The 18,404-nt window shown below is 57.8% G+C and carries 16 protein-coding genes; all 16 read left to right on the plus strand.

The genetic code is table 11. The annotated features are described in order from the left end of the window. The first annotated feature begins 40 nt into the window (after positions 1-40). The 16 genes from mutL to J3348_RS00545 all read left to right on the plus strand — a co-directional run bounded on the left by mutL (position 41) and on the right by J3348_RS00545 (position 18,344). Positions 41-2,182, plus strand: a complete 2,142-nt coding sequence (mutL, locus tag J3348_RS00470; RefSeq protein WP_005941850.1) for a DNA mismatch repair endonuclease MutL — start codon at positions 41-43, stop codon at positions 2,180-2,182. Next, positions 2,166-3,110, plus strand: a complete 945-nt coding sequence (miaA, locus tag J3348_RS00475; protein WP_242702815.1) for a tRNA (adenosine(37)-N6)-dimethylallyltransferase MiaA — start codon at positions 2,166-2,168, stop codon at positions 3,108-3,110. Before mutL ends, miaA begins: the two co-directional genes overlap by 17 nt. A gap of 5 nt (positions 3,111-3,115) precedes the next feature. After that, on the plus strand, positions 3,116-4,429 hold the full coding sequence (locus tag J3348_RS00480; RefSeq protein WP_242702816.1) for an HlyD family efflux transporter periplasmic adaptor subunit: 1,314 nt from the start codon (positions 3,116-3,118) through the stop codon (positions 4,427-4,429). 110 nt (positions 4,430-4,539) lie between these two features. Continuing rightward, positions 4,540-5,004: a cell division protein SepF gene (locus J3348_RS00485; protein ID WP_044953672.1), complete on the plus strand. Its 465-nt coding sequence runs from the start codon at positions 4,540-4,542 to the stop codon at positions 5,002-5,004. Continuing rightward, the gene (locus J3348_RS00490; protein ID WP_207698040.1) at positions 4,988-5,806 is read left to right on the plus strand and encodes a S4 domain-containing protein; all 819 of its coding nucleotides are present in this window, start codon (positions 4,988-4,990) and stop codon (positions 5,804-5,806) included. Before J3348_RS00485 ends, J3348_RS00490 begins: the two co-directional genes overlap by 17 nt. A gap of 21 nt (positions 5,807-5,827) precedes the next feature. Then, positions 5,828-6,661, plus strand: a complete 834-nt coding sequence (locus J3348_RS00495) for a DivIVA domain-containing protein (RefSeq protein ID WP_242702817.1) — start codon at positions 5,828-5,830, stop codon at positions 6,659-6,661. A 39-nt stretch (positions 6,662-6,700) separates the two neighbouring features. Beyond that, on the plus strand, positions 6,701-9,496 hold the full coding sequence (gene ileS / locus J3348_RS00500) for an isoleucine--tRNA ligase (protein WP_207698042.1): 2,796 nt from the start codon (positions 6,701-6,703) through the stop codon (positions 9,494-9,496). A gap of 90 nt (positions 9,497-9,586) precedes the next feature. Continuing rightward, positions 9,587-10,072: a signal peptidase II gene (lspA, locus tag J3348_RS00505; RefSeq protein ID WP_207698043.1), complete on the plus strand. Its 486-nt coding sequence runs from the start codon at positions 9,587-9,589 to the stop codon at positions 10,070-10,072. A 3-nt stretch (positions 10,073-10,075) separates the two neighbouring features. Further along, the gene (locus J3348_RS00510) at positions 10,076-11,008 is read left to right on the plus strand and encodes an RluA family pseudouridine synthase (RefSeq protein WP_097775648.1); all 933 of its coding nucleotides are present in this window, start codon (positions 10,076-10,078) and stop codon (positions 11,006-11,008) included. After that, complete coding sequence (locus tag J3348_RS00515) at positions 11,005-11,835, plus strand: HAD hydrolase family protein (protein WP_154259900.1); 831 nt, start codon at positions 11,005-11,007, stop codon at positions 11,833-11,835. The genes J3348_RS00510 and J3348_RS00515 overlap by 4 nt, the downstream gene beginning before the upstream one ends. Positions 11,836-11,901: 66 nt before the next feature. Then, positions 11,902-12,261, plus strand: coding sequence for a helix-hairpin-helix domain-containing protein (locus tag J3348_RS00520; protein WP_005941875.1), 360 nt, complete (start codon positions 11,902-11,904; stop codon positions 12,259-12,261). A 41-nt stretch (positions 12,262-12,302) separates the two neighbouring features. Next, positions 12,303-14,690: a polyphosphate kinase 1 gene (gene ppk1, locus J3348_RS00525; RefSeq protein WP_207698044.1), complete on the plus strand. Its 2,388-nt coding sequence runs from the start codon at positions 12,303-12,305 to the stop codon at positions 14,688-14,690. Between the two features lie 94 nt (positions 14,691-14,784). Then, on the plus strand, positions 14,785-15,315 hold the full coding sequence (locus J3348_RS00530) for a M23 family metallopeptidase (RefSeq protein WP_347565339.1): 531 nt from the start codon (positions 14,785-14,787) through the stop codon (positions 15,313-15,315). Continuing rightward, a complete protein-coding gene (locus J3348_RS00535; protein WP_207698046.1) occupies positions 15,312-15,797 on the plus strand; it encodes a peptidase in 486 nt (161 codons plus the stop codon). Before J3348_RS00530 ends, J3348_RS00535 begins: the two co-directional genes overlap by 4 nt. Before the next feature lie 65 nt (positions 15,798-15,862). Continuing rightward, positions 15,863-17,725 carry a TIGR03960 family B12-binding radical SAM protein gene (locus tag J3348_RS00540; protein ID WP_207698047.1) on the plus strand — a complete coding sequence of 621 codons (1,863 nt, stop codon included), beginning with the start codon at positions 15,863-15,865 and terminating at the stop codon, positions 17,723-17,725. Continuing rightward, positions 17,700-18,344, plus strand: a complete 645-nt coding sequence (locus J3348_RS00545; protein WP_207698048.1) for a TIGR03936 family radical SAM-associated protein — start codon at positions 17,700-17,702, stop codon at positions 18,342-18,344. Before J3348_RS00540 ends, J3348_RS00545 begins: the two co-directional genes overlap by 26 nt. The last annotated feature ends 60 nt before the right edge of the window (positions 18,345-18,404 follow it).

Here is an 18,404-nt window from a genome sequence, read left to right on the forward strand (position 1 = left end):
TGCTCTACCTGACCCAGACCATACAAGGAGGGAAAACACCATGGCAGTGATCCATGTTCTGGATAAGCACACAGCCGAGCTGATCGCAGCCGGTGAGGTGGTCGAGCGTCCGGCATCCGTTGTTAAGGAGCTGCTGGAAAACTCCATTGATGCCGGTGCCACGCAGGTGACCGTCAGCATTGAATCCGGCGGCGTCAAGCTGATCGAGATCAGCGATAACGGCACCGGCATCGAGGCAGAATATATCTCCACGGCGTTTATCCGCCACGCCACCAGCAAAATTGAAACACCGGACGATCTGACCAACATCCATACGCTTGGCTTCCGCGGTGAAGCACTGGCATCCATTGCCAGCGTGGCCCGTGTAGAGCTGACCACCCGAACAGAGGTGGACGAGTTTGCCACGGTCTACCGCATTGAGGGCGGGGAAGAGGTCTCCCGTGAGCCGGGTGCCAGAGCTGTGGGCACCACCATCCGGGTAAAGGATCTGTTTTACAACACGCCTGCCCGCATGAAGTTCCTCAAAAAGGACTCCTCCGAGGGCACCTTTGTGTCGGATACAGTTACCCATGTAGCGCTCAGCCACCCGGAAGTCAGCGTCAAGTTCATCCGTGAGGGCAAGCTGCAGTATGTCACGCCCGGCGACGGCCAGCTGCGCGGTGCAGCCTATGCGGTGCTGGGCCGGGAGTTCAGCCGGGACCTCATTGAGCTGAAAAATCAGGAGGGCGTGTACCGCATCACCGGTCTGGTCACCCCGCCCAAAAGCTGCCGCGCCAGCCGAAGTATGCAGCATTTTTACATCAATGGCCGCTATGTGCGCAACCGCACCATGATGGCCGGTATGGAGATGGCGTTCAAGGGTACCATGATGCAGGGCAAGTTCCCGGGCGGCATTCTGCTGCTGGAAATGCCGGCCGACCTTGTGGATGTCAATGTGCATCCGGCCAAAATCGAAGCCCGCTTTGCCCGCGAAAATGATGTTTTTGATGTGGTGTATCATGCCGTCAAGCTGGCATTAGCTCAGCCCGGCACCGGTGAACGGCTTTTTACCTTTGAAGCAGACAAAGAAGAAGAAAAAGCTGAAAATTCAAAAAAAGACGCTGATATAATCAAAAATGATGTAAAGAACAATAACTTTACAGGCCTTTCTGCGATCATTCGGGGACAGGCAGACCCGGGCGTTCTGCCACAGCAGCACTGGGAACCGGCAAAACCCGCCGCAGCACCGCAGCAGCCTGCCCCGTCTGCTGCAATGCAAATATCGACAGCACCCAGTGTGCCGCGCTGGAAAGGCAGTGCTCAGAACGAGGATATGCTGGATCCGTTCGTGACCCTTCACAGCCCGAAGCTGGAAACGACAAAGGCACCAGAGCCGTTCCGTGCGGCAGCAAATGAAGCGCAGCTGGATGTGGAACCGGAATTTGGTGAGACAAAACTGCATTCGCCTCAGGACCATATGGCAGCGTGGAACCCTGCGCAGGAAGCACCAAAGGAAGAACCTGAGAGTGCACCCTGTGTAGAAACAGAACCGGATGCGCCGGAAGCGGCAGAACAGGAAACTGTACTGGCCGAGCCGGAGCAGATGAACTTTGATCCGACGGCGGATCAGCCGGAGCCGCTGCGCTATGTGGGCGAGGTGTTCAGAACATATATCCTTGCAGAACGCGGCGACGAGCTGTGCCTGATCGATAAACACGCTGCCCACGAGCGCCAGCTGTACGAAAAACTAGCCGCGAACTACGGCAATGTGCCCAGCCAGATGCTGCTGGAGCCTGCTGCCATCGACCTTGCTGCGGAGGAAAAGCAGGCCCTGCTGGATAACATTCCTCTGCTGGAAAATGCGGGCCTTGAGATCGCGGACTTTGGCGGCAACACCGTGGTGCTGCGCGCGGTGCCCGCAGATGTGGAGCCGCAGAATGCCGAAAGCCTGCTGGTGGAGATCGCAAATAAGCTGCTCAAGGGCGGCCATGATGCGCTGAACGAGCACACCGAGTGGGTGCTGCATTCTATCTCCTGCCGTGCAGCCATCAAGGCGGGGGACAAGTCCTCGCCGCAGGAACTGCTGGCGCTGGCCGAAAAGATCCTTTCCGGCGAGGTGCCGCCGTTCTGCCCGCATGGCCGCCCCTGCGTACTCAAATTGACCCGGAAGGAGCTGGAAAAGCAGTTTGGACGCATCGTATAAACATCCCATGGTGGCCGTCGTCGGCCCTACCGCAACCGGAAAGACAGCGCTGGGCGTAGAACTTGCAAAACATTTTTCCGGCGAGGTCATCAGCTGTGATTCCATGCAGATCTATAAAGGTCTGGACATAGGCACGGCAAAGGTGACACCGGAGGAGACCTGCGGTATCCCGCATCATGGCGTGGATATCCTTACGCCGGACAAGGCTTTCAGCGTGGCAGACTTTACCGCCATGGCCGGAAAGCTGGAAGAAGAGATCTCTGCCCGGAAGAAGCTGCCCATCCTTGTGGGCGGCACAGGGCTGTATGTTCAGAGTTTTCTGTATGGGGTGCGCTTTACAGAGGAAAAAGCACCTGCCGGTCTGCGGGAGCAGCTGGCGGCGGAACTGGCTGCAAAAGGCGGTGCTGCCATGTACGAAGAACTGAAGCAGGCCGACCCGGAAGCTGCTGCGGCTATCCACCCGAACAATCAGGTGCGGGTGCTGCGCGCACTCGAACATTATCGTGCCACCGGCAAAAAGCTGAGCGAACAGAAGGCGGAGTCTCTCCCACCGGAGCGGCCCTACCGCAGCCTGATCCTCGGTCTGGATTTCCCAGAGCGCGCGGTACTTTACCGCCGCATTGACCTGCGTGTGGACAAAATGCTGGAAGCGGGCCTTATAAAGGAAGCGGAGCATGTCTGGCAGAACCGGGAAAGCTTCCGCACGGCAGCGCAGGCCATCGGATACAAGGAGTTCTTTCCGTATTTTGAGCAGACGGCTCCACTGGAAGCCTGCACGGAAAAACTCAAGCAGGCGTCCCGCAACTATGCCAAGCGCCAGTTGACCTGGTTCCGCCATATGGACGGTGTGGTCTGGCTGGATGCCGGTGCACCGGATGCAGTGCAGACTGCCATCCGCAAAACTAGCGAATTTTTAGCGAAAGGATGATCGATATGCCGGATGAGACCCAGAAGGAACGCCATGCGCCGCATGTGCTTACCACTCTGGCAGGCGTGCTGATCGCGTTTCTGCTGCTGGCAGCAATTTATGTGGTGTATCAGGCCGCACATATCCTGTTTCCGCAGAATGTTTATGAGACTGCGCTGCCTGCGGTCATTTCGGATACGGTGGAAGCCGACGGAGTTCTGCTGTTCGACGAAAGCTATGTGGCAGGCAGCGGAAACCTTGGATATCTTGCTGCCGACGGCGAGCGTGTTTCAGCGGGCACTGCAGTGGCAGAGGTGTACAGCAACGCTTCGCAGGCTTCGCTGCGCCTGCAGCTGAACCAGCTGAATGATCAGATCGACCTGCTGCAGAAATCGCAGAACACTTCTGCGCTGCAGCTGGATACCCTTTTAAAAGAACGTTCTTCTGCGCTGTATGACCTGCTGGATACGCTGGACGACAGCGATTATGAAGCGGTGGATGATGATGCCAATGCCTACCTGCTGGCCCAGAACAAGCTCTGGGTGGTAACGGGCGAAGCTGCAAACTTTACCGATCAGATCACCGCGCTGGTCCAGCAGTCCCAGAGCGTGCAGGCGCAGCTGGGCAGCCCGGCGCAGATCACTGCACCGCAGACCGGCTATTTTGTGCGCTCTTCCAGCAGCGGACGGCTCAATGCCAGTGCCGATGATATCCTTGCACTGAACGCACAGGAGCTGCAGGGCTATCTGCAGTCCGACCCGGTGCTGGCACTGGACGGCTGCGCCGGTAAGATCGTGGCAGGGTTCACATGGCGCTATGTGGGCGTGTGCACTGCAAAGCAGGGCGAAAAGCTGCTGGGTCAGAACGGCAAGCCGCTGAGCACAGCGGTGGAGATCAGCTTCCCGGGTCAGGTGGAGAACAGCCTCAAGGCCACCGTCACCGAGGTGGAGATCGATCAGGACAGCGGCCTTGCCCGCTTTGTGCTTGCCTGCAACTCCATCAACGGCGATGTGCTTTGCCTGAACCGGGCTGCAGCACGCATCTCGGTAGGAGAGCGCAGCGGCCTGCGGGTGCCTGCTGCGGCTGTGCACTATTTAAAAGAGGATGGCACCGAGGCACAAACGCAGGGCGAAAACTACATTCCCGGTGTGTACGTGAAACTTGGCAACATTGCCCGCTTCTGCCCGATCGACCCGGTGGACGCAGACCATCCCATCATCACGGACGGCGATTACATCCTTGTTCTGCCCGAAGGGACCGAGGGCTCGGTCAGCAAGGTGAGGCTTTATGACGAAATAATCGTTTCCGGACAAAATTTGTATGATGGAAAGCTTTTGTAGTTATTGACATCTGAGGCAAAAAATCCGATAATAGATAAAGCTATTATTTGCATCTATTTGCAAAGAACGCCAGGCAGCGCCATGCTGCCCGAATGAAAGGAGCAGATTGTATGTCTTTGCTTGACAGCATTAAGAAAGGTCTGTTTGACCAGGAAGACGATTACGAGGATCAGTACATTGACGATGGCCCCCAGATGGTAAACAATAACAATGGCATCGGCCTTGGTGCTGACGACGAAAATGAAGAGCCTGTTGAGGGTGCCAAGAAGAACGGCAAGGTGGTCAACATCAATGCCACCACTCAGCTCAAGGTCGTTCTGGTCAAGCCTGAGCGTTTTGAGGATGCCAGTACCATTGCTGACCACCTGAATAACAAGCGCACCGTGGTGCTCAATCTGGAGTCCACCAACAAGGAAGTGTCCCGCCGTCTGGTGGATTTCCTGTCCGGTGTTGCATATGCAAACAATGGCCAGATCAAGCGCGTGGCCAACAGCACCTTCATCATCACTCCGTACAACGTAGATATCATGGGTGATCTGCTGGACGAGCTGGAGAACAATGGCGCGTTCTATTGATCCGCAGCCCAAGGCGGCACGCGGGTTCATCCCTGCGCGTACCGATGAAGAACGCTATCTCATGCGCCATATCGAGGACTTGGCCCACACGGCCTTTTCCCGGGACATTGCGCGGTATTCGGCTTTCCTGAGTGACCGCGAGCAGGACTTGGCCCGCGCGGCACTGGGCCGTGCCGGTGTGCAGGAGGGCTTCCGGTTTGAGGGCGGCTGGCTGAATGCGGAGCGCAGGGTGCTCTGTATCGAGCCGGAGTACAGCTGCGGCGAAGCACCCATCTGCTGTGTGCGGCTGCAATGCCGTGCACAGGCGGGGGCTGCGCTGCCCGCCCACAAGGATTACATGGGCAGTCTGATGGGCCTTGAGCTGCGGCGCGAGGCGCTGGGAGATATCGTTCTGCCGGAGGATCAGCTGGGCACAGCTTATGTGTTTGCACTGGAACCGGCAGCACAGCTGATCTGCCGGGAACTGTTTCAGGCTGGACACACGGAGCTGACCACGGAACTGCTGACGCTGGACGAGGTGCCGCAGTTTCCGCAGGCGGAGCGTGAGATGCACAGTGCAACGGTATCGTCCCTGCGGCTGGACGCTGTGCTGGCAGCTATGCTGCACTGCAGCCGAGGACAGGCTTCGGAACTGATCGAGGCGGGCAGGGTGGAGATCAACCACCTGCCGGCGGATAAACCTCATGCGCAGGTATATGAGGGCGATGTGTTCACGGTGCGCGGCAAGGGCCGCTTCAACCTGACTGCACTGCCCGGCAAAAGCAGAAAAGATCGGTCAATCATCGAATTTTTTCAATATTAAAAGCAACGGGAGGAAATGACTATGCTGACTCCGCAGGATGTCCGTTCTGTGCAATTTGAGAAAAACCTCCGCGGCTACCGCACAGAGGACGTAGACCGTTTTCTGGATAAGGTGGAAGAACAGCTGCGGGAAGACGATGCGCAGGCGGAACAGCTTCGCAAGCAGATTGCGGACCTGACTGCTGAAAACCAGAAGCTGCACGATGAACTGAAGAGCTTTGAGGCAGATGGTGAAATGCTCAAGAGCGCGCTGATCAATGCACAGCGCATGGGCGAAAATGTCATCCGCGAAGCAAACCAGAAAGCAGAAGAGATCATCCATCGTGCAAATCTGCGCGGTGATGATATCATCCGCGATGCCAACGAACTGCTGCAGAAGGCAAACGACCGTGCAGACGAGATCGAGAACGAAGCAAACGAGAAGCGCCTTGCAGAGGAGCGCGAGTATGACCGCGTGCGTCTGGAAGTGACCCGCTTCAAGTCTGATGTGCTCAACCTGTACCGCAGCCATGTGGAGTCGCTGAGCCGTCTGCCGGAGTTCCAGAAGGAAACGGCTGCACAGGATGCCAAACAGGCAGAGCCTGCTGCAGAGGAAAGTGAGCCTGCCGCTGCAGCCCAGCCGCAGGCAGCGGACGTGCAGGAGCCGGAAGCAGAGCCTGCAGAGCCTGCACAGGAAGATGCAGAACCTGCTGCCGTTGTTGAAAATGACGACGACAAGGCAGCTGACAGCAGCGAGGATTTCTGGGCAAAGGATGAGAGCCAGCTCAAGCTGGACCCGCCGCCCGCGCCTCCTGCTGATTTTAAGCCGGACGAGCCGGACTACGATGCTTTTCAGGGTGTCAAGTTCAGCGAGTAAGGCAACCCCATAAGGAAATATAGAGGAGAGTGTAAACCATTGGCTAAGAACAAATCGCAGTACGATAGTACTCTGAACCTGCCCAAGACCCTGTTTGAAATGCGTGCCGGCCTGCCCAAGAAGGAGCCGGTCATGCTGAAGGATTGGGACGACAACGACCTGTACAATCAGCTCATGAAGCACAACGAGGGCAAGCCGCAGTTCATCCTGCACGACGGCCCTCCGTACGCAAACGGTAATATCCACATGGGTACTGCCCTGAACAAGATCATCAAGGATATCATTATCCGCGATAAGAACATGGAGGGTTTCCAGGCTCCCTATGTGCCCGGCTTTGATACCCACGGCCTGCCAATCGAGCTGAAGGCTCTGTCCTCCGTCGGTGATAAGAAGAAGGACATTTCCAAGCTGGAACTGCGCCAGATCTGCGAAAAGTTTGCTACCGAGCACATCGATATCATGAGCGACCAGTTCAAGCGTCTGGGCGTTATCGGCGATTTCGAGCATCCGTATCTGACCCTGAAGCCTGAGTTCGAGGCACGCCAGATCGAGATTTTTGGCGAGATGGCAAAGAAGGGCTACATCTACAAGGGCCTGAAGCCCGTGTACTGGTGCCCGGACTGCCGCACGGCTCTGGCAGAGGCCGAGATCGAGTACGGCGAGGACGACTGCGATTCCATCTTCGTGCGTTTCCACGTCTCTCAGGATCCCAACGGTGTGCTGGCAAAGCACGGCATCCCGATGGACAAGACCTACTTCGTCATCTGGACCACCACCACTTGGACTCTGCCCGCTAACGAGGCAATCTGCCTGAACGGCCAGTTCGAGTACTCCTTCGTCAAGATCGGCGATGAGTTCCACATCATGGCCACCGAACTGGTCAAGAGCGTCATGGATGCCTGCCACATCGAGAACTACGAGATTGTGGGCGAGCCGGTCCCCGGTACCGAGTTCGAGCTGATGCGCTACAACCACGTCTACCTGCCCAAGGAAGGCTGGGTCATTCTGGGCGATCACGTCACGTTGGAAAGCGGTTCTGGCTGCGTCCATACCGCAGGCGGCCACGGCGTGGACGACTTCAACGTCTGCCAGAAGTATCCGCAGGTGCCCATCACCGTCCCCGTGGACGATGGCGGCTATCTGACCGAGCTGGCCGGCAAGTATGCGGGTCAGCGCGTGTGGGCTGCCAACAAGACCATTCTGGCCGATTTGACCGAGTCCGGTGCTGTCATGGGTCAGGTGCACATCAAGCATCAGTACCCGCACTGCTGGCGCTGCCATCACCCCATCATCTTCCGTGCAACGGAACAGTGGTTCTGCTCCATCGCAAAGTTCCGCGAGGATGTCTATAAGGCCATCGACACCGTTACCTGGATGCCGGATTGGGGCCATGACCGCATGAAGGGCATGGTGCGCGACCGCAACGACTGGTGCATCAGCCGCCAGCGCACCTGGGGCGTGCCCATTCCCGCATTCTATTGCAAGAAGTGCGGCACCTACCACATCACCGATGCCACCATCAAGGCTGTCAGCGACCTGTTCCGCAAGGAAGGTTCCGATGCATGGTATAAGTACGAAGCCGAGCAGATCATCCCCGCAGGCGAAGTGTGCGAAAAGTGCGGTGCTTCCGAGTGGACAAAGGACACCGACATCATGGATGTCTGGTTCGACTCCGGCTCCACCCACGCCGCTGTGCTGGAGGAACGTCCGGAACTGCGCTTCCCGGCTGATATGTATATGGAAGGCGGCGACCAGTTCCGCGGCTGGTTCCAGTCCAGCCTGCTGACCAGCGTTGCAAGCAAGGGCTGCGCACCCTATAAGTCTGTTCTGTGCCACGGCTGGGTCGTGGATGAGCAGGGCAAGCAGATGCACAAGAGCGCCGGCAACGGCGTGGAGCCCAGCGAGATCATCAAGGACTACGGCGCTGATATCATCCGTCTGTGGGTGGCTTCTTCCGACTACACCGTGGATGTGCGTGCCGGCAAGAACATCTTCAAGCAGCTGAGCGAGGCTTACCGCAAGATCCGCAACACCGCCCGCTTCATTCTGGGCAATCTGGACGGCTTTGATCCCAACACCGACTGTGTGGCTGACGATCAGCTGCAGGAGATCGACCGCTGGGCACTGGCTGCTCTGGATGACCTGATGGTCAACACCAGCGCAGGCTACGCTGTGTACGACTTCAACAAGGTCTATCATGCAGTGTACAACTTCTGCGTTGTTGCAATGTCCAACTTCTATTTGGATGTGACCAAGGATCGCCTGTACTGCACCAACGGCGCAGGCCGCAAGGCTGCTCAGACCACCATGTACAAGATCCTTGTGGCTCTGGACAAGATCATTGCGCCCATCCTGTGCTTCACCAGTCAGGAGATCTGGGACTTCATGCCCAAGACCGAGGGCATGAACAAGTACGTTGTCTTTGAGGAGATGCCCAAGGCTGGCCAGTATGCCGCCGATGAAGCCTTCAAGGCAAAGTGGGCTCAGCTGATCGCCGTCCGTGACGAGGTGAAGAAGGTTCTGGAGCAGGCCCGTGCCGAAAAGGTCATCGGTGCTTCTCTGGAGGCTGCCGTCACCCTGTACTGCAATGATACTGTGTACAGTCTGCTCAACAGCATCCCCATGGACGAGCTGGCCGACCTGATGATCGTCTCTCAGGTAGAGCTGGTCAAGGGCGAAGGCGGCGCTGCAAGCGCTGTTGAAGGTCTGGGCGTTGCTGCTGCACATGCCACCGGCGAAAAGTGCGAGCGCTGCTGGAAGTATTCTTCTTCCATCGGCAGCCATGCCGCACATCCCACCCTGTGCGCACGCTGCGCCAGCGTTGTGGAAGCCTAAGCGTTCCGCATAAAACAATGTTTTAAAGGGCGGCGCTCCCTTATACCGGGGAGCGCCGTTTTTTATACTGAATGATTTTGGGAGTATCCTATGGCATTTGTTGTTTTTAATCTGCTCGCGGCTGCGGCACTCATTGGCATCGATCAGGCCATCAAGCTGTGGGCCACAAATGTGCTGCAGCCGGTGGGAGCCATGCCGCTGATCCCCCATGTGGTGGAGCTGCGGTTCGTGCTCAACCCGGGCATGGCGTTCAGTCTGCTCAGCGGCAAGCAGCTGTTCCTCATCATCGCTACCAGCGTAGCGCTGATCTTTGTGGCCTACGGGCTGTTCTTCCGCAGCCGCGGCAGATACCTGCAGCAGGCCGCACTGCTGCTGATCCTTGCCGGCGGCATCGGCAACCTGATCGACCGTGTGCTCAACGGCGAGGTGGTGGACTACATCAATCTGCTGTTCATGCAGTTTGCGGTGTTCAATTTTGCGGATATCTGCGTGTGTGTGGGCGTGGGCCTCTGGGTGCTGGTAATTTTTCTGGAAGAGTTGCACGCTGAGAACGGGCAGTCCCCGAAGGAGCAGTGAGCCATGGAACAGCGTGAATTTGTGGTGGAGCAGGAGACGGCGGGCCAGCGCATCGACCGCTTTCTGAGCGGCGAGGACACCGGCCTTTCCCGGTCTGCTCTGCAGGCGCTGGTGGCCGACGGTCATGTGTTGTGCAACGGCAGGCTGGTTGCCAAAAGCCTGAAGCTCAAGGCGGGCGACACCATCGTTTTGGAAATTCCGGACGCAAAGCCCATTGAGGCCGTGCCGCAGGACATCCCGCTGGAAATCGTCTATGAGGATGAGCATCTGCTGGTGGTCAACAAGCCCAAAGGCATGGTGGTGCACCCGGCTCCCGGCAACCCGGACGGCACGCTGGTGAACGCGCTGCTGTGGCACTGCAAGGGAAGCCTGTCCGGTATCGGCGGCGAGATTCGCCCCGGCATCGTGCACCGCATCGATAAGGACACCAGCGGACTGCTGGTGGTGGCAAAGGACGATGCAACGCACATCGGCCTTTCCCAGCAGATGGCGGTGCACAGTGTGGAGCGCGCGTATCGCACCATCGTGTACGGCGGCTTTGCACAAGATGAGGGCTTTGTGGAAAGCAATCTGGGCCGCAGCAAGACCGACCGCAAAAAGATGGCGGTCTACCCGGCCAGTGAGCCGCACACCAAATATGCCTATACCGGCTATCAGGTGCTGGAACGGTTGAACAACTTTACCATGCTGGAATGCCGCCTGAAGACCGGCCGCACCCATCAGATCCGCGTGCACATGGCATCCATCCAGCACCCGGTGGCGGGCGACCCGGTGTATGGCCCGCACAATTGCATCACCAGCCTGCACGGCCAGTGCCTGCACGCCAAAACGCTGGGCTTTGTGCACCCGATCACCGGCGAACATCTGCGGTTCGATTCGGAATTGCCGGAATACTTCACTCGTTTTCTTGCAACGCTCAGGAGGGGAACGGTATGAACCATCTTTCTTCAACGCTTGTACTGTGTGATCTGGACCATCTGCTTTTGGGTGCCGACGGCAACCTGACGCAGGTGGTGCGGGATGTGCTGCAGCTGTTCGTCCGCCGCGGCGGACGTTTTACGGTGTTTTCCCAGCGCACGCCGCGGGCAGTGCGGTCCATTCTGGGCAGTGTGCGGCTCAGCGCTCCTGCGCTGGTGTGCGGCGGTGCCATGGCCTACCATTTTTCCGATGGCACCCGCCAGCCGCTGTGCACCTTTGCCGGGCAGGATGCCGACCTGTTCGCCCGTCTTCCGGTGGCAGAGGGCGTGGGCATTGCCCTGCAGATGACCGACGGTACTACCCGCGTGCTGCGCATGAGCGAGGCATTGGAGCGTCATCTGCGGCAGGAATGGACCCCTTATCTGCTGGCAAACGCGGCAGACATCAAGGGGGAAGAAGTGCTGCGGGTGCTGCTGTATCAGGACAGCAAGGCAGTGCCCATGATCTCGCTGCTGGAAAAATCTCTGGGCGACCGCACAGCGGTGCTGCTGGGCGAGCGTGCCGCAGCGGATACGCTGATCCTGACCCCCAGAACCGTCTCCGGCCGTGAAATGCTGGATGCCGTGTGTATGCCGGTGGGCATCGACCCGGAAGATGTGCTGGTACTTGCCGGAGGGCTGCCTATGCTGGACATGGTGCGCGCTTCCAGCCAGAGCACCGCAGCTGCGGATGCCCCGGCTGAGCTGCGTCTTGCTGCCCAAAAGGTCACTTTGACCGATGCTGCGGCAGGTTCTGCAGTGGAAGTGCTGTACCGTATGGTGCGGGATGCTGAAAATTTGGCGTAAAATTTGTGCAAGGCTTCTGCAAATTCTTTCGCAGAAGCCTTTCTTTTTGGAGGAAAGTCAGGTACAATGAGAGAAACGCATCTTCTGGTCCTGCAAAAGAAGGAAAAACTCTTTCTTGCGCTGTCGCTGGCGGCGGTGGTTTTGTGCACGGTGCTGGCCTTTGGCTTTGCCGTGCCGCTGCAGGCTGCCGAACCGCAGGTCCTGCCGGATACGACCGGGCTGGAACAGTATGTGCTGGTGGATCTGAACACTGCTGATCTCTCTGCGCTGTGCACACTGCCGGGCGTAGGGGAAAAGCGCGCACAGACGATTCTGGATTACCGGACGCAGAATGGCCCGTTTGAACGGGTAGAAGATGCAGCCAATGTTCCGGGCCTGACACAGACCATTGTGGATTCCTGGGCAGGAATGGCAACCGTGAGCTGAGCCGCAGCCGGCGGCCCGGCGCAGCAAAAAGGGGAATGATTATGAGTGACGATACCATTTTTATCAACCGGGAACTGAGCTGGCTGGATTTCAACCGGCGCGTTCTTGCGCTGGGAAAGGATAAAAATGTTCCGCTTGCAGAGCGGGTCAAATTTCTTGCGATCTACGGCTCCAATCTGGACGAGTTTTTTATGGTGCGCGTGGGTTCTCTGCAGGAGCGCGCCAATCTGGAACAGGAACAGGGCAAAAAGGTCAAGAGGGAAAACAAGACCAACATGTCCGCGGCGGAACAGCTGACTGCCATCATGCCCAAAACGGCACAGCTGCAGGAGGAGTGCGATAAATACTACGCAAAGGCGCTGGAAGCACTGGCGGAGTGCGGCTGGCGCAAGGTGGATCTTGACCACTTGTCCAAGGAGGACGAGCACTTCTGGAAGAAGTACTTCCAAACGGAGCTGTTCCCTATCCTCAGCCCGCAGATCGTGGATAACCGCCATCCGTTCCCATTCCTGCGCAATAAGGAGATTTACCTTGGCGTTCTGCTCAAGGAAAAACACCCGGCAGGGCAGAGCCTTGGCATCATTCCCATTTCCAGCCAGATGGAACGGATGCACGTTGTGAAAAAAGACGGCGAAACGCAGTTTGCACTTACCGAAGAGCTGGTGCTGCACTTTGCGGCCAGCATCTTTGGCAAAGAGACGATTCAGGAAAAATGTCTCTTCCGTGTTACCCGCAATGCGGATATCGACGTAAAAGAGGGCATGATGGATCATGATATCGACTACCGCGAGATCATGACCGAGCTGCTTAAGCGCCGCCGCAAGCTGGCTGCGGTGCGTCTGCAGATCACGCCTGCCCCGGCCCCGGAGGTAGAACGCCTGCTGTGCAACCGTCTGCTGCTCACCCATAAACGGGTGTTCGAGCAGAAAAGCCCGCTGGATCTGAGCTTTTTCTACAAGCTCACCGGCCGCATGGAAGCGGAGGGGCGGCCGGAACTGTTCTACCCGGCTGCACGGCCCATGCTGCCGCCGCCGGACTACGACCTTGCCGCTGAAGTGCAGAAGCACGATGTGCTGCTCAGCTACCCGTACCAGTCCATCCGGCCCTTCATTGCCATGCTCAAAAAGGCTGCTCATGATCCTGAGGTCATTTCCATCAAAATGACCTTGTACCGTATGGCGCGGGAGTCCCAGATCGTGCAGGCGCTGATGGAAGCCGCTGAGAACGGCAAAGAGGTGGTGGCGCTGGTGGAGCTGCGCGCCCGCTTTGACGAGCAGAACAATATCGACTGGTCGAAGCAGCTGGAAAGCGCAGGCTGTACGGTCATTTATGGCTTTGATGATTACAAAGTGCACTCCAAGCTGACCCTTATCACCAAAAAGAGCAAAGAGGGCTACTCTTATATCACCCAGATCGGCACCGGCAACTACAACGAAAAGACCAGTGAGCTTTACACGGACTACTCCTTCATTACGGCAGACCATGGCATTGGCGAGGAAGCTTCCAATGTGTTCCAGAACCTTGCCGTGCAGAAGCTGACTGAGGAGAGCGACCGGATGCTGGTAGCACCGCTGCGCTTCAAGAGCGTATTGCTGGAAGAAATGGATCGTGTCATTGCCGCCGCCCGCATGGGCCGTCCGGCATCCATGATCCTGAAAAACAATTCCATCAGCGACCGGGATATCATCCTTAAGCTGCAGGAAGCCAGCTGTGCCGGTGTGCGCATTGATATGATCGTGCGCGGCATCTGCTGCGTGCGCGCCGGCGTGCCCGGCAAGACGGAGAACCTGCATATCCGCAGCCTTGTGGGTCGTTATCTGGAGCATGGCCGCATTTACAGCTTCTTCGATGGTGCACATACCCGCATCTATATTGCATCCGGCGATTTCCTCACCCGCAACACCGAGTGCCGCGTGGAGGTGGGCGTGCGCGTGGAGGATCCCGTGCTGGTGCGGAAGCTTACCGACATTCTGCAGCTGCAGCTGCGGGATAATGTCAATGCCCGCGAGATGCGCCCGGACGGCAGCTACCAGAAGGTAAAGCCCGCTGAGGGCGAAGCACTGGTGAACGGCCAGATGGGCATGTATGAGCTGTTGAAAAATGACTGGACGCAGCCGGAGCCTTGGAGGCTTTCTGCCGCTGCGCAGGAAAAACAGCCTGAACCTTCTGCCGAAGCAGAAAAGCCAGAACCTGCGAAAACGGAAGCGGCTCCCGCTGCAAAACAGGCAGAAGCTTCTCACCCGGAATCTGCTGCGGCACCGGAAAGCGGCGACCGCTTTGACCAGCTGGAACAGATGGTCAATCATAAAAAGCGTACAGAGCCGCAGCTTGCCCCTGCAGCCAAGCCGATAAAGCCGGTGGTGGTGGAGACACCCGCCCCCAGAAGCCGCCTGAAACGGATTTTGGATTTCTTCAGGTTGCGCAGATAATATTTGCAAGACCCGACAGAGCAAACCCTCTGCCGGGTCTTTTTGCGTGTTTGCCTGCATAAATAAAAAGCAAACGGAAGGCGGGAGGCAGAAGGTGCGGGCAAAGCGATGGGGACGAGCCGGGCACGGCAGGGAGCAGCCCAGACGGAGGGCGATTTTTCTGGCAGTTTTAGCCGGACTGCTGGTGTGCTTGGTGTTTCCGGTGCGGGCGCAGAAAAAAACGGGGAAGCTTTGTTTCCCGCTGGACACCACACAGTACCGTGTTTCGGACGGGTACGGCTGGCGGCAGGATCCTTTTACCGGGGAAAGGACGTTCCATAAGGGCATTGATCTTGCCTGTGCAGAGGGAACAGAAGTGCTTGCTGCGGAAGGCGGTGCGGTGGTGCAGGCATACCGCAGCACAAGCTATGGCACCTGTCTGCGTGTTCTCCATACAGATGGCAGCGAGTCACTTTATGCCCATTTGCAGTACGCCTATGTCCGCCCGGGCGAGGTGGTGGAAGCGGGGCAGCTGCTGGGCGCAGCAGGGCGCAGCGGGCGCGCTACGGGAGCACACCTGCATTTTGAACTGTACCGGAAGGGAACAGCCTGTGACCCGGCGGATGCGCTGGGCCTTTCCTCATGAAGCTGCATGATTCCCGGCAGCTGGGGCCGCTGGTGTTCCGCGACCCGCTGCTTTTGTGTAGCGCACTGTATTTTTTGCTCTACTTTGATGCAAGCGGCTTTCTGCGGCTGGGGTTGCTGGCGGCGTTCCTGCACGAGTGCGGGCACATTCTGGTGTATTGTGCGCTGCTGCGCCGCTTTCCGGTCATTGAGGTAACCATGACTGGCTTTTGTATGCGGATGGACGCTCCGGCCCGGGGCCTTTCACCGGGGCGGCTCTTCTGGCTGGCTGCTGTAGGCCCGGCGGTCAATTTCATGCTGGCAGGCATCTGGGCACTGCGGCTGGAACAGGAACTGACCATCCGCGGCAGTGCCTTCTGGGCGGCAAATCTGCTGACCGGGGGATTCAATCTGCTGCCCGTTCCACCGCTGGATGGGGCGCAGCTGGCATCCTGCCTGTGCGAAATGTGGCGTGCAGGCAAAAAGTTTAAGGGAAATGATTGAAAAAACAGCTCATTTCGGGTACAATAAAATGACGTGTAAAAATGGACTGTTTATTGGAGGACTCGATGTTTGATCCAAAACTGAAAGAAGCACTGGGACGGGTACAGAAGCCTGGTCGTTATACCGGCGGAGAACCCGGCAGTGTATATAAGGACAAAGAAAAAGTGGATGTCCGCTTTGCGTTCTGCTTTCCGGACACCTATGAGGTAGGTATGTCCTTCCTCGGCGAAAAGATCCTGTATGAGCTGCTCAACAGCCACGAAAACTGGTGGTGCGAGCGTGCTTTTATGCCGTGGCTGGATATGAAGGCCGAGATGGAGCGTCTTGGTCTGCCGCTCTACACCATGGAGAGCAAGGATCCGCTCACCGCTTTTGATGCAGTGGGCTTCACCCTGCAGTACGAGCTTTCCTATACCAATATTCTGGCTATGCTGGATCTGGCGGGCATCCCGTTCTATTCCAAGGATCGCGATGAAAGCTGGCCGCTGATCGTGGCGGGTGGCCCCTGCGCCTGCAACGCGGAACCCATTGCGGACTTTTTTGATGTGGTCCAGCTGGGTGAGGGCGAAAACCAGCTGCCCGGCATCTGCGCCGAGATCGAAAAGGCCAAAAAAGAGGGCGGCGTCTCCAAAAAGGAGCTGCTGCTGCGCATTGCAAAGATCCCCGGCGTCTATATCCCGGCGTTCTACGATGTGGAGTATTACGAAGATGGCCGGGTCAAGGCCATCGCACCCAATGAGCCGGGCATCCCGGCGCGCATCACCAAGGCGATCATCAAGGACCTGAACGAGTTTGCCCCGCCCACGAATTTCGTGGTGCCCATGGTGGGTGCCATTCAGGACCGCGCCAGCATCGAGGTGCTGCGCGGCTGTGTGCGCGGCTGCCGCTTCTGTCAGGCGGGCTTTCTGTACCGCCCCATGCGCCAGCGTGACGCGGGCCTTCTGAACAGGGCGGCGCAGGAGCTGTGCGCCAACACCGGCTATGAAGAACTGAGCCTTTCCAGCCTGTCCACCTCTGACCACGGCCAGCTGGAAGAGCTGCTGGACGATCTGAATGAGTGGGCACCCAAGGAGCATGTGAGTCTGTCACTGCCTTCGCTGCGCGTGGACAACTTCTCCCAGAGCCTCATTGAAAAGACCACCAAGGTGCGCAAGAGCGGCCTGACCTTCGCCGCCGAAGCCGGCACCCAGCGCCTGCGCAACGTCATCAACAAGAATGTCACATGGGATGAGATCGAAAAGACCTGCACCATTGCATTCAACGCGGGCTACACCTCGGTCAAGCTCTACTTCATGATGGGCCTGCCCACCGAGACCATGGAGGACATTGAGGGCATCGCAGAGACGGCGCAGAAGGTGGTCGATCTTTACTATTCTCTGCCCAAGCGCGGCAAGGGAAAGGGCGTTCAGGTGACGATCAGCTGTGCCTGCTTTGTGCCCAAGCCCCATACGCCGTTTGAGTTCGTGCCCATGGACACCGAAGAAATGCTGCGCGCCAAGCAGAAGCACTTGCTGGAAAGTGTGCGCAGCCGCAAGATCAAGGTCAACTATCACGACAGCACCACCAGCTTTCTGGAGGGCGTGTTCGCCAAGGGCGACCGCCGTCTGGCACCGGTCATTGTGGAAGCCTACAAGCGCGGCTGCTACTTTGACGGCTGGGAGGAGTGCTTCAAGTACGATACTTGGCTGCAGACCTTTGCTGATCTGGGCATCGACCCGGCATTTTACTGTCAGCGCCCCATTGGTCTGGACGAGGTAACGCCCTGGTCCCACATGGATTACGGCGTCACCCACGAATATCTGGTGCGGGAGTACCAAAAGGCTCTTGCCGCCCAGACCACCCAGCCCTGCAACCGTGCCTGCCACGGCTGCGGTGCAAATCACCTGTTAGGAGGTCCCTGCTTTGATTACAGTAAGAATCTCGTTTGAGAAAAAGAATGAGGCCTCCTACATCTCCCTGCTGGACCTGCAGCGGGTGATGCAGCGGGTGCTCAAGCGCAGCGGCCTGCCGGTGTGGCATACGCTGGGTTTCAATCCCCACATCTATATGACCTTTGCCTGCCCGCTTTCTCTGGGGCAGGAGAGCGAGTGCGAGTGCGTGGACGTCAAGACCGAAGCGGAAGCCCCGGATTTTGAACAGTGGAAAGCGGCCCTCAATGCCATCATGCCCGCAGGCATCGTGATCACGCACGTTGGCCCGGTGCAGATGAAGGCGGACCTCATTGCCTACGCATGCTATCGCATCACCTACCCGGCGGCAGCGGCAGCGGCGCTGGATGCGTACAACGCGCTGGAAAGCGCTCCGGTGGAAAAGCACGGCAAAAAGGGCAACAAGATCATTGAGCTGAAGGAACATCTGCCCAAGGTGGAGTACACCACGGAGGGGGACAGCCTGCACATGGATCTGTGCATGCCGGCCGCACAGGAACTGAACCTGAACCCCACGCTGCTGACCGGCTTTCTGGAAGAAAAATTCGGCCTGCCTGCCGTCAGCGCCAACATCCTGCGCAAAAAGTTTTTGACGGCAGATAAGCAGCTGTTTGTCTGATCGGAGCGTGAAAGACTGTCTGTTGGGCAAAACAGAAAATTTTTGCATTTATTTTGGTCA

This window comes from Faecalibacterium sp. Marseille-Q4896 (assembly GCF_017377615.1).
In the GTDB taxonomy this organism is placed as follows: domain Bacteria; phylum Bacillota; class Clostridia; order Oscillospirales; family Ruminococcaceae; genus Faecalibacterium; species Faecalibacterium taiwanense.

Excerpts from the sequence above, each read along its gene's own strand:
- J3348_RS00480 (WP_242702816.1), top strand. The coding sequence starts at position 3,116 with ATGCCGGATGAGACCCAGAAGGAACGCCATGCGCCGCATGTGCTTACC.
- J3348_RS00485 (WP_044953672.1), top strand. The coding sequence starts at position 4,540 with ATGTCTTTGCTTGACAGCATTAAGAAAGGTCTGTTTGACCAGGAAGAC.
- mutL (WP_005941850.1), top strand. The coding sequence starts at position 41 with ATGGCAGTGATCCATGTTCTGGATAAGCACACAGCCGAGCTGATCGCA.
- J3348_RS00540 (WP_207698047.1), top strand. The coding sequence starts at position 15,863 with ATGTTTGATCCAAAACTGAAAGAAGCACTGGGACGGGTACAGAAGCCT.
- lspA (WP_207698043.1), top strand. The coding sequence starts at position 9,587 with ATGGCATTTGTTGTTTTTAATCTGCTCGCGGCTGCGGCACTCATTGGC.
- J3348_RS00495 (WP_242702817.1), top strand. The coding sequence starts at position 5,828 with ATGCTGACTCCGCAGGATGTCCGTTCTGTGCAATTTGAGAAAAACCTC.
- J3348_RS00520 (WP_005941875.1), top strand. The coding sequence starts at position 11,902 with ATGAGAGAAACGCATCTTCTGGTCCTGCAAAAGAAGGAAAAACTCTTT.
- J3348_RS00515 (WP_154259900.1), top strand. The coding sequence starts at position 11,005 with ATGAACCATCTTTCTTCAACGCTTGTACTGTGTGATCTGGACCATCTG.
- J3348_RS00535 (WP_207698046.1), top strand. The coding sequence starts at position 15,312 with ATGAAGCTGCATGATTCCCGGCAGCTGGGGCCGCTGGTGTTCCGCGAC.
- J3348_RS00510 (WP_097775648.1), top strand. The coding sequence starts at position 10,076 with ATGGAACAGCGTGAATTTGTGGTGGAGCAGGAGACGGCGGGCCAGCGC.
- ppk1 (WP_207698044.1), top strand. The coding sequence starts at position 12,303 with ATGAGTGACGATACCATTTTTATCAACCGGGAACTGAGCTGGCTGGAT.
- J3348_RS00490 (WP_207698040.1), top strand. The coding sequence starts at position 4,988 with ATGGCGCGTTCTATTGATCCGCAGCCCAAGGCGGCACGCGGGTTCATC.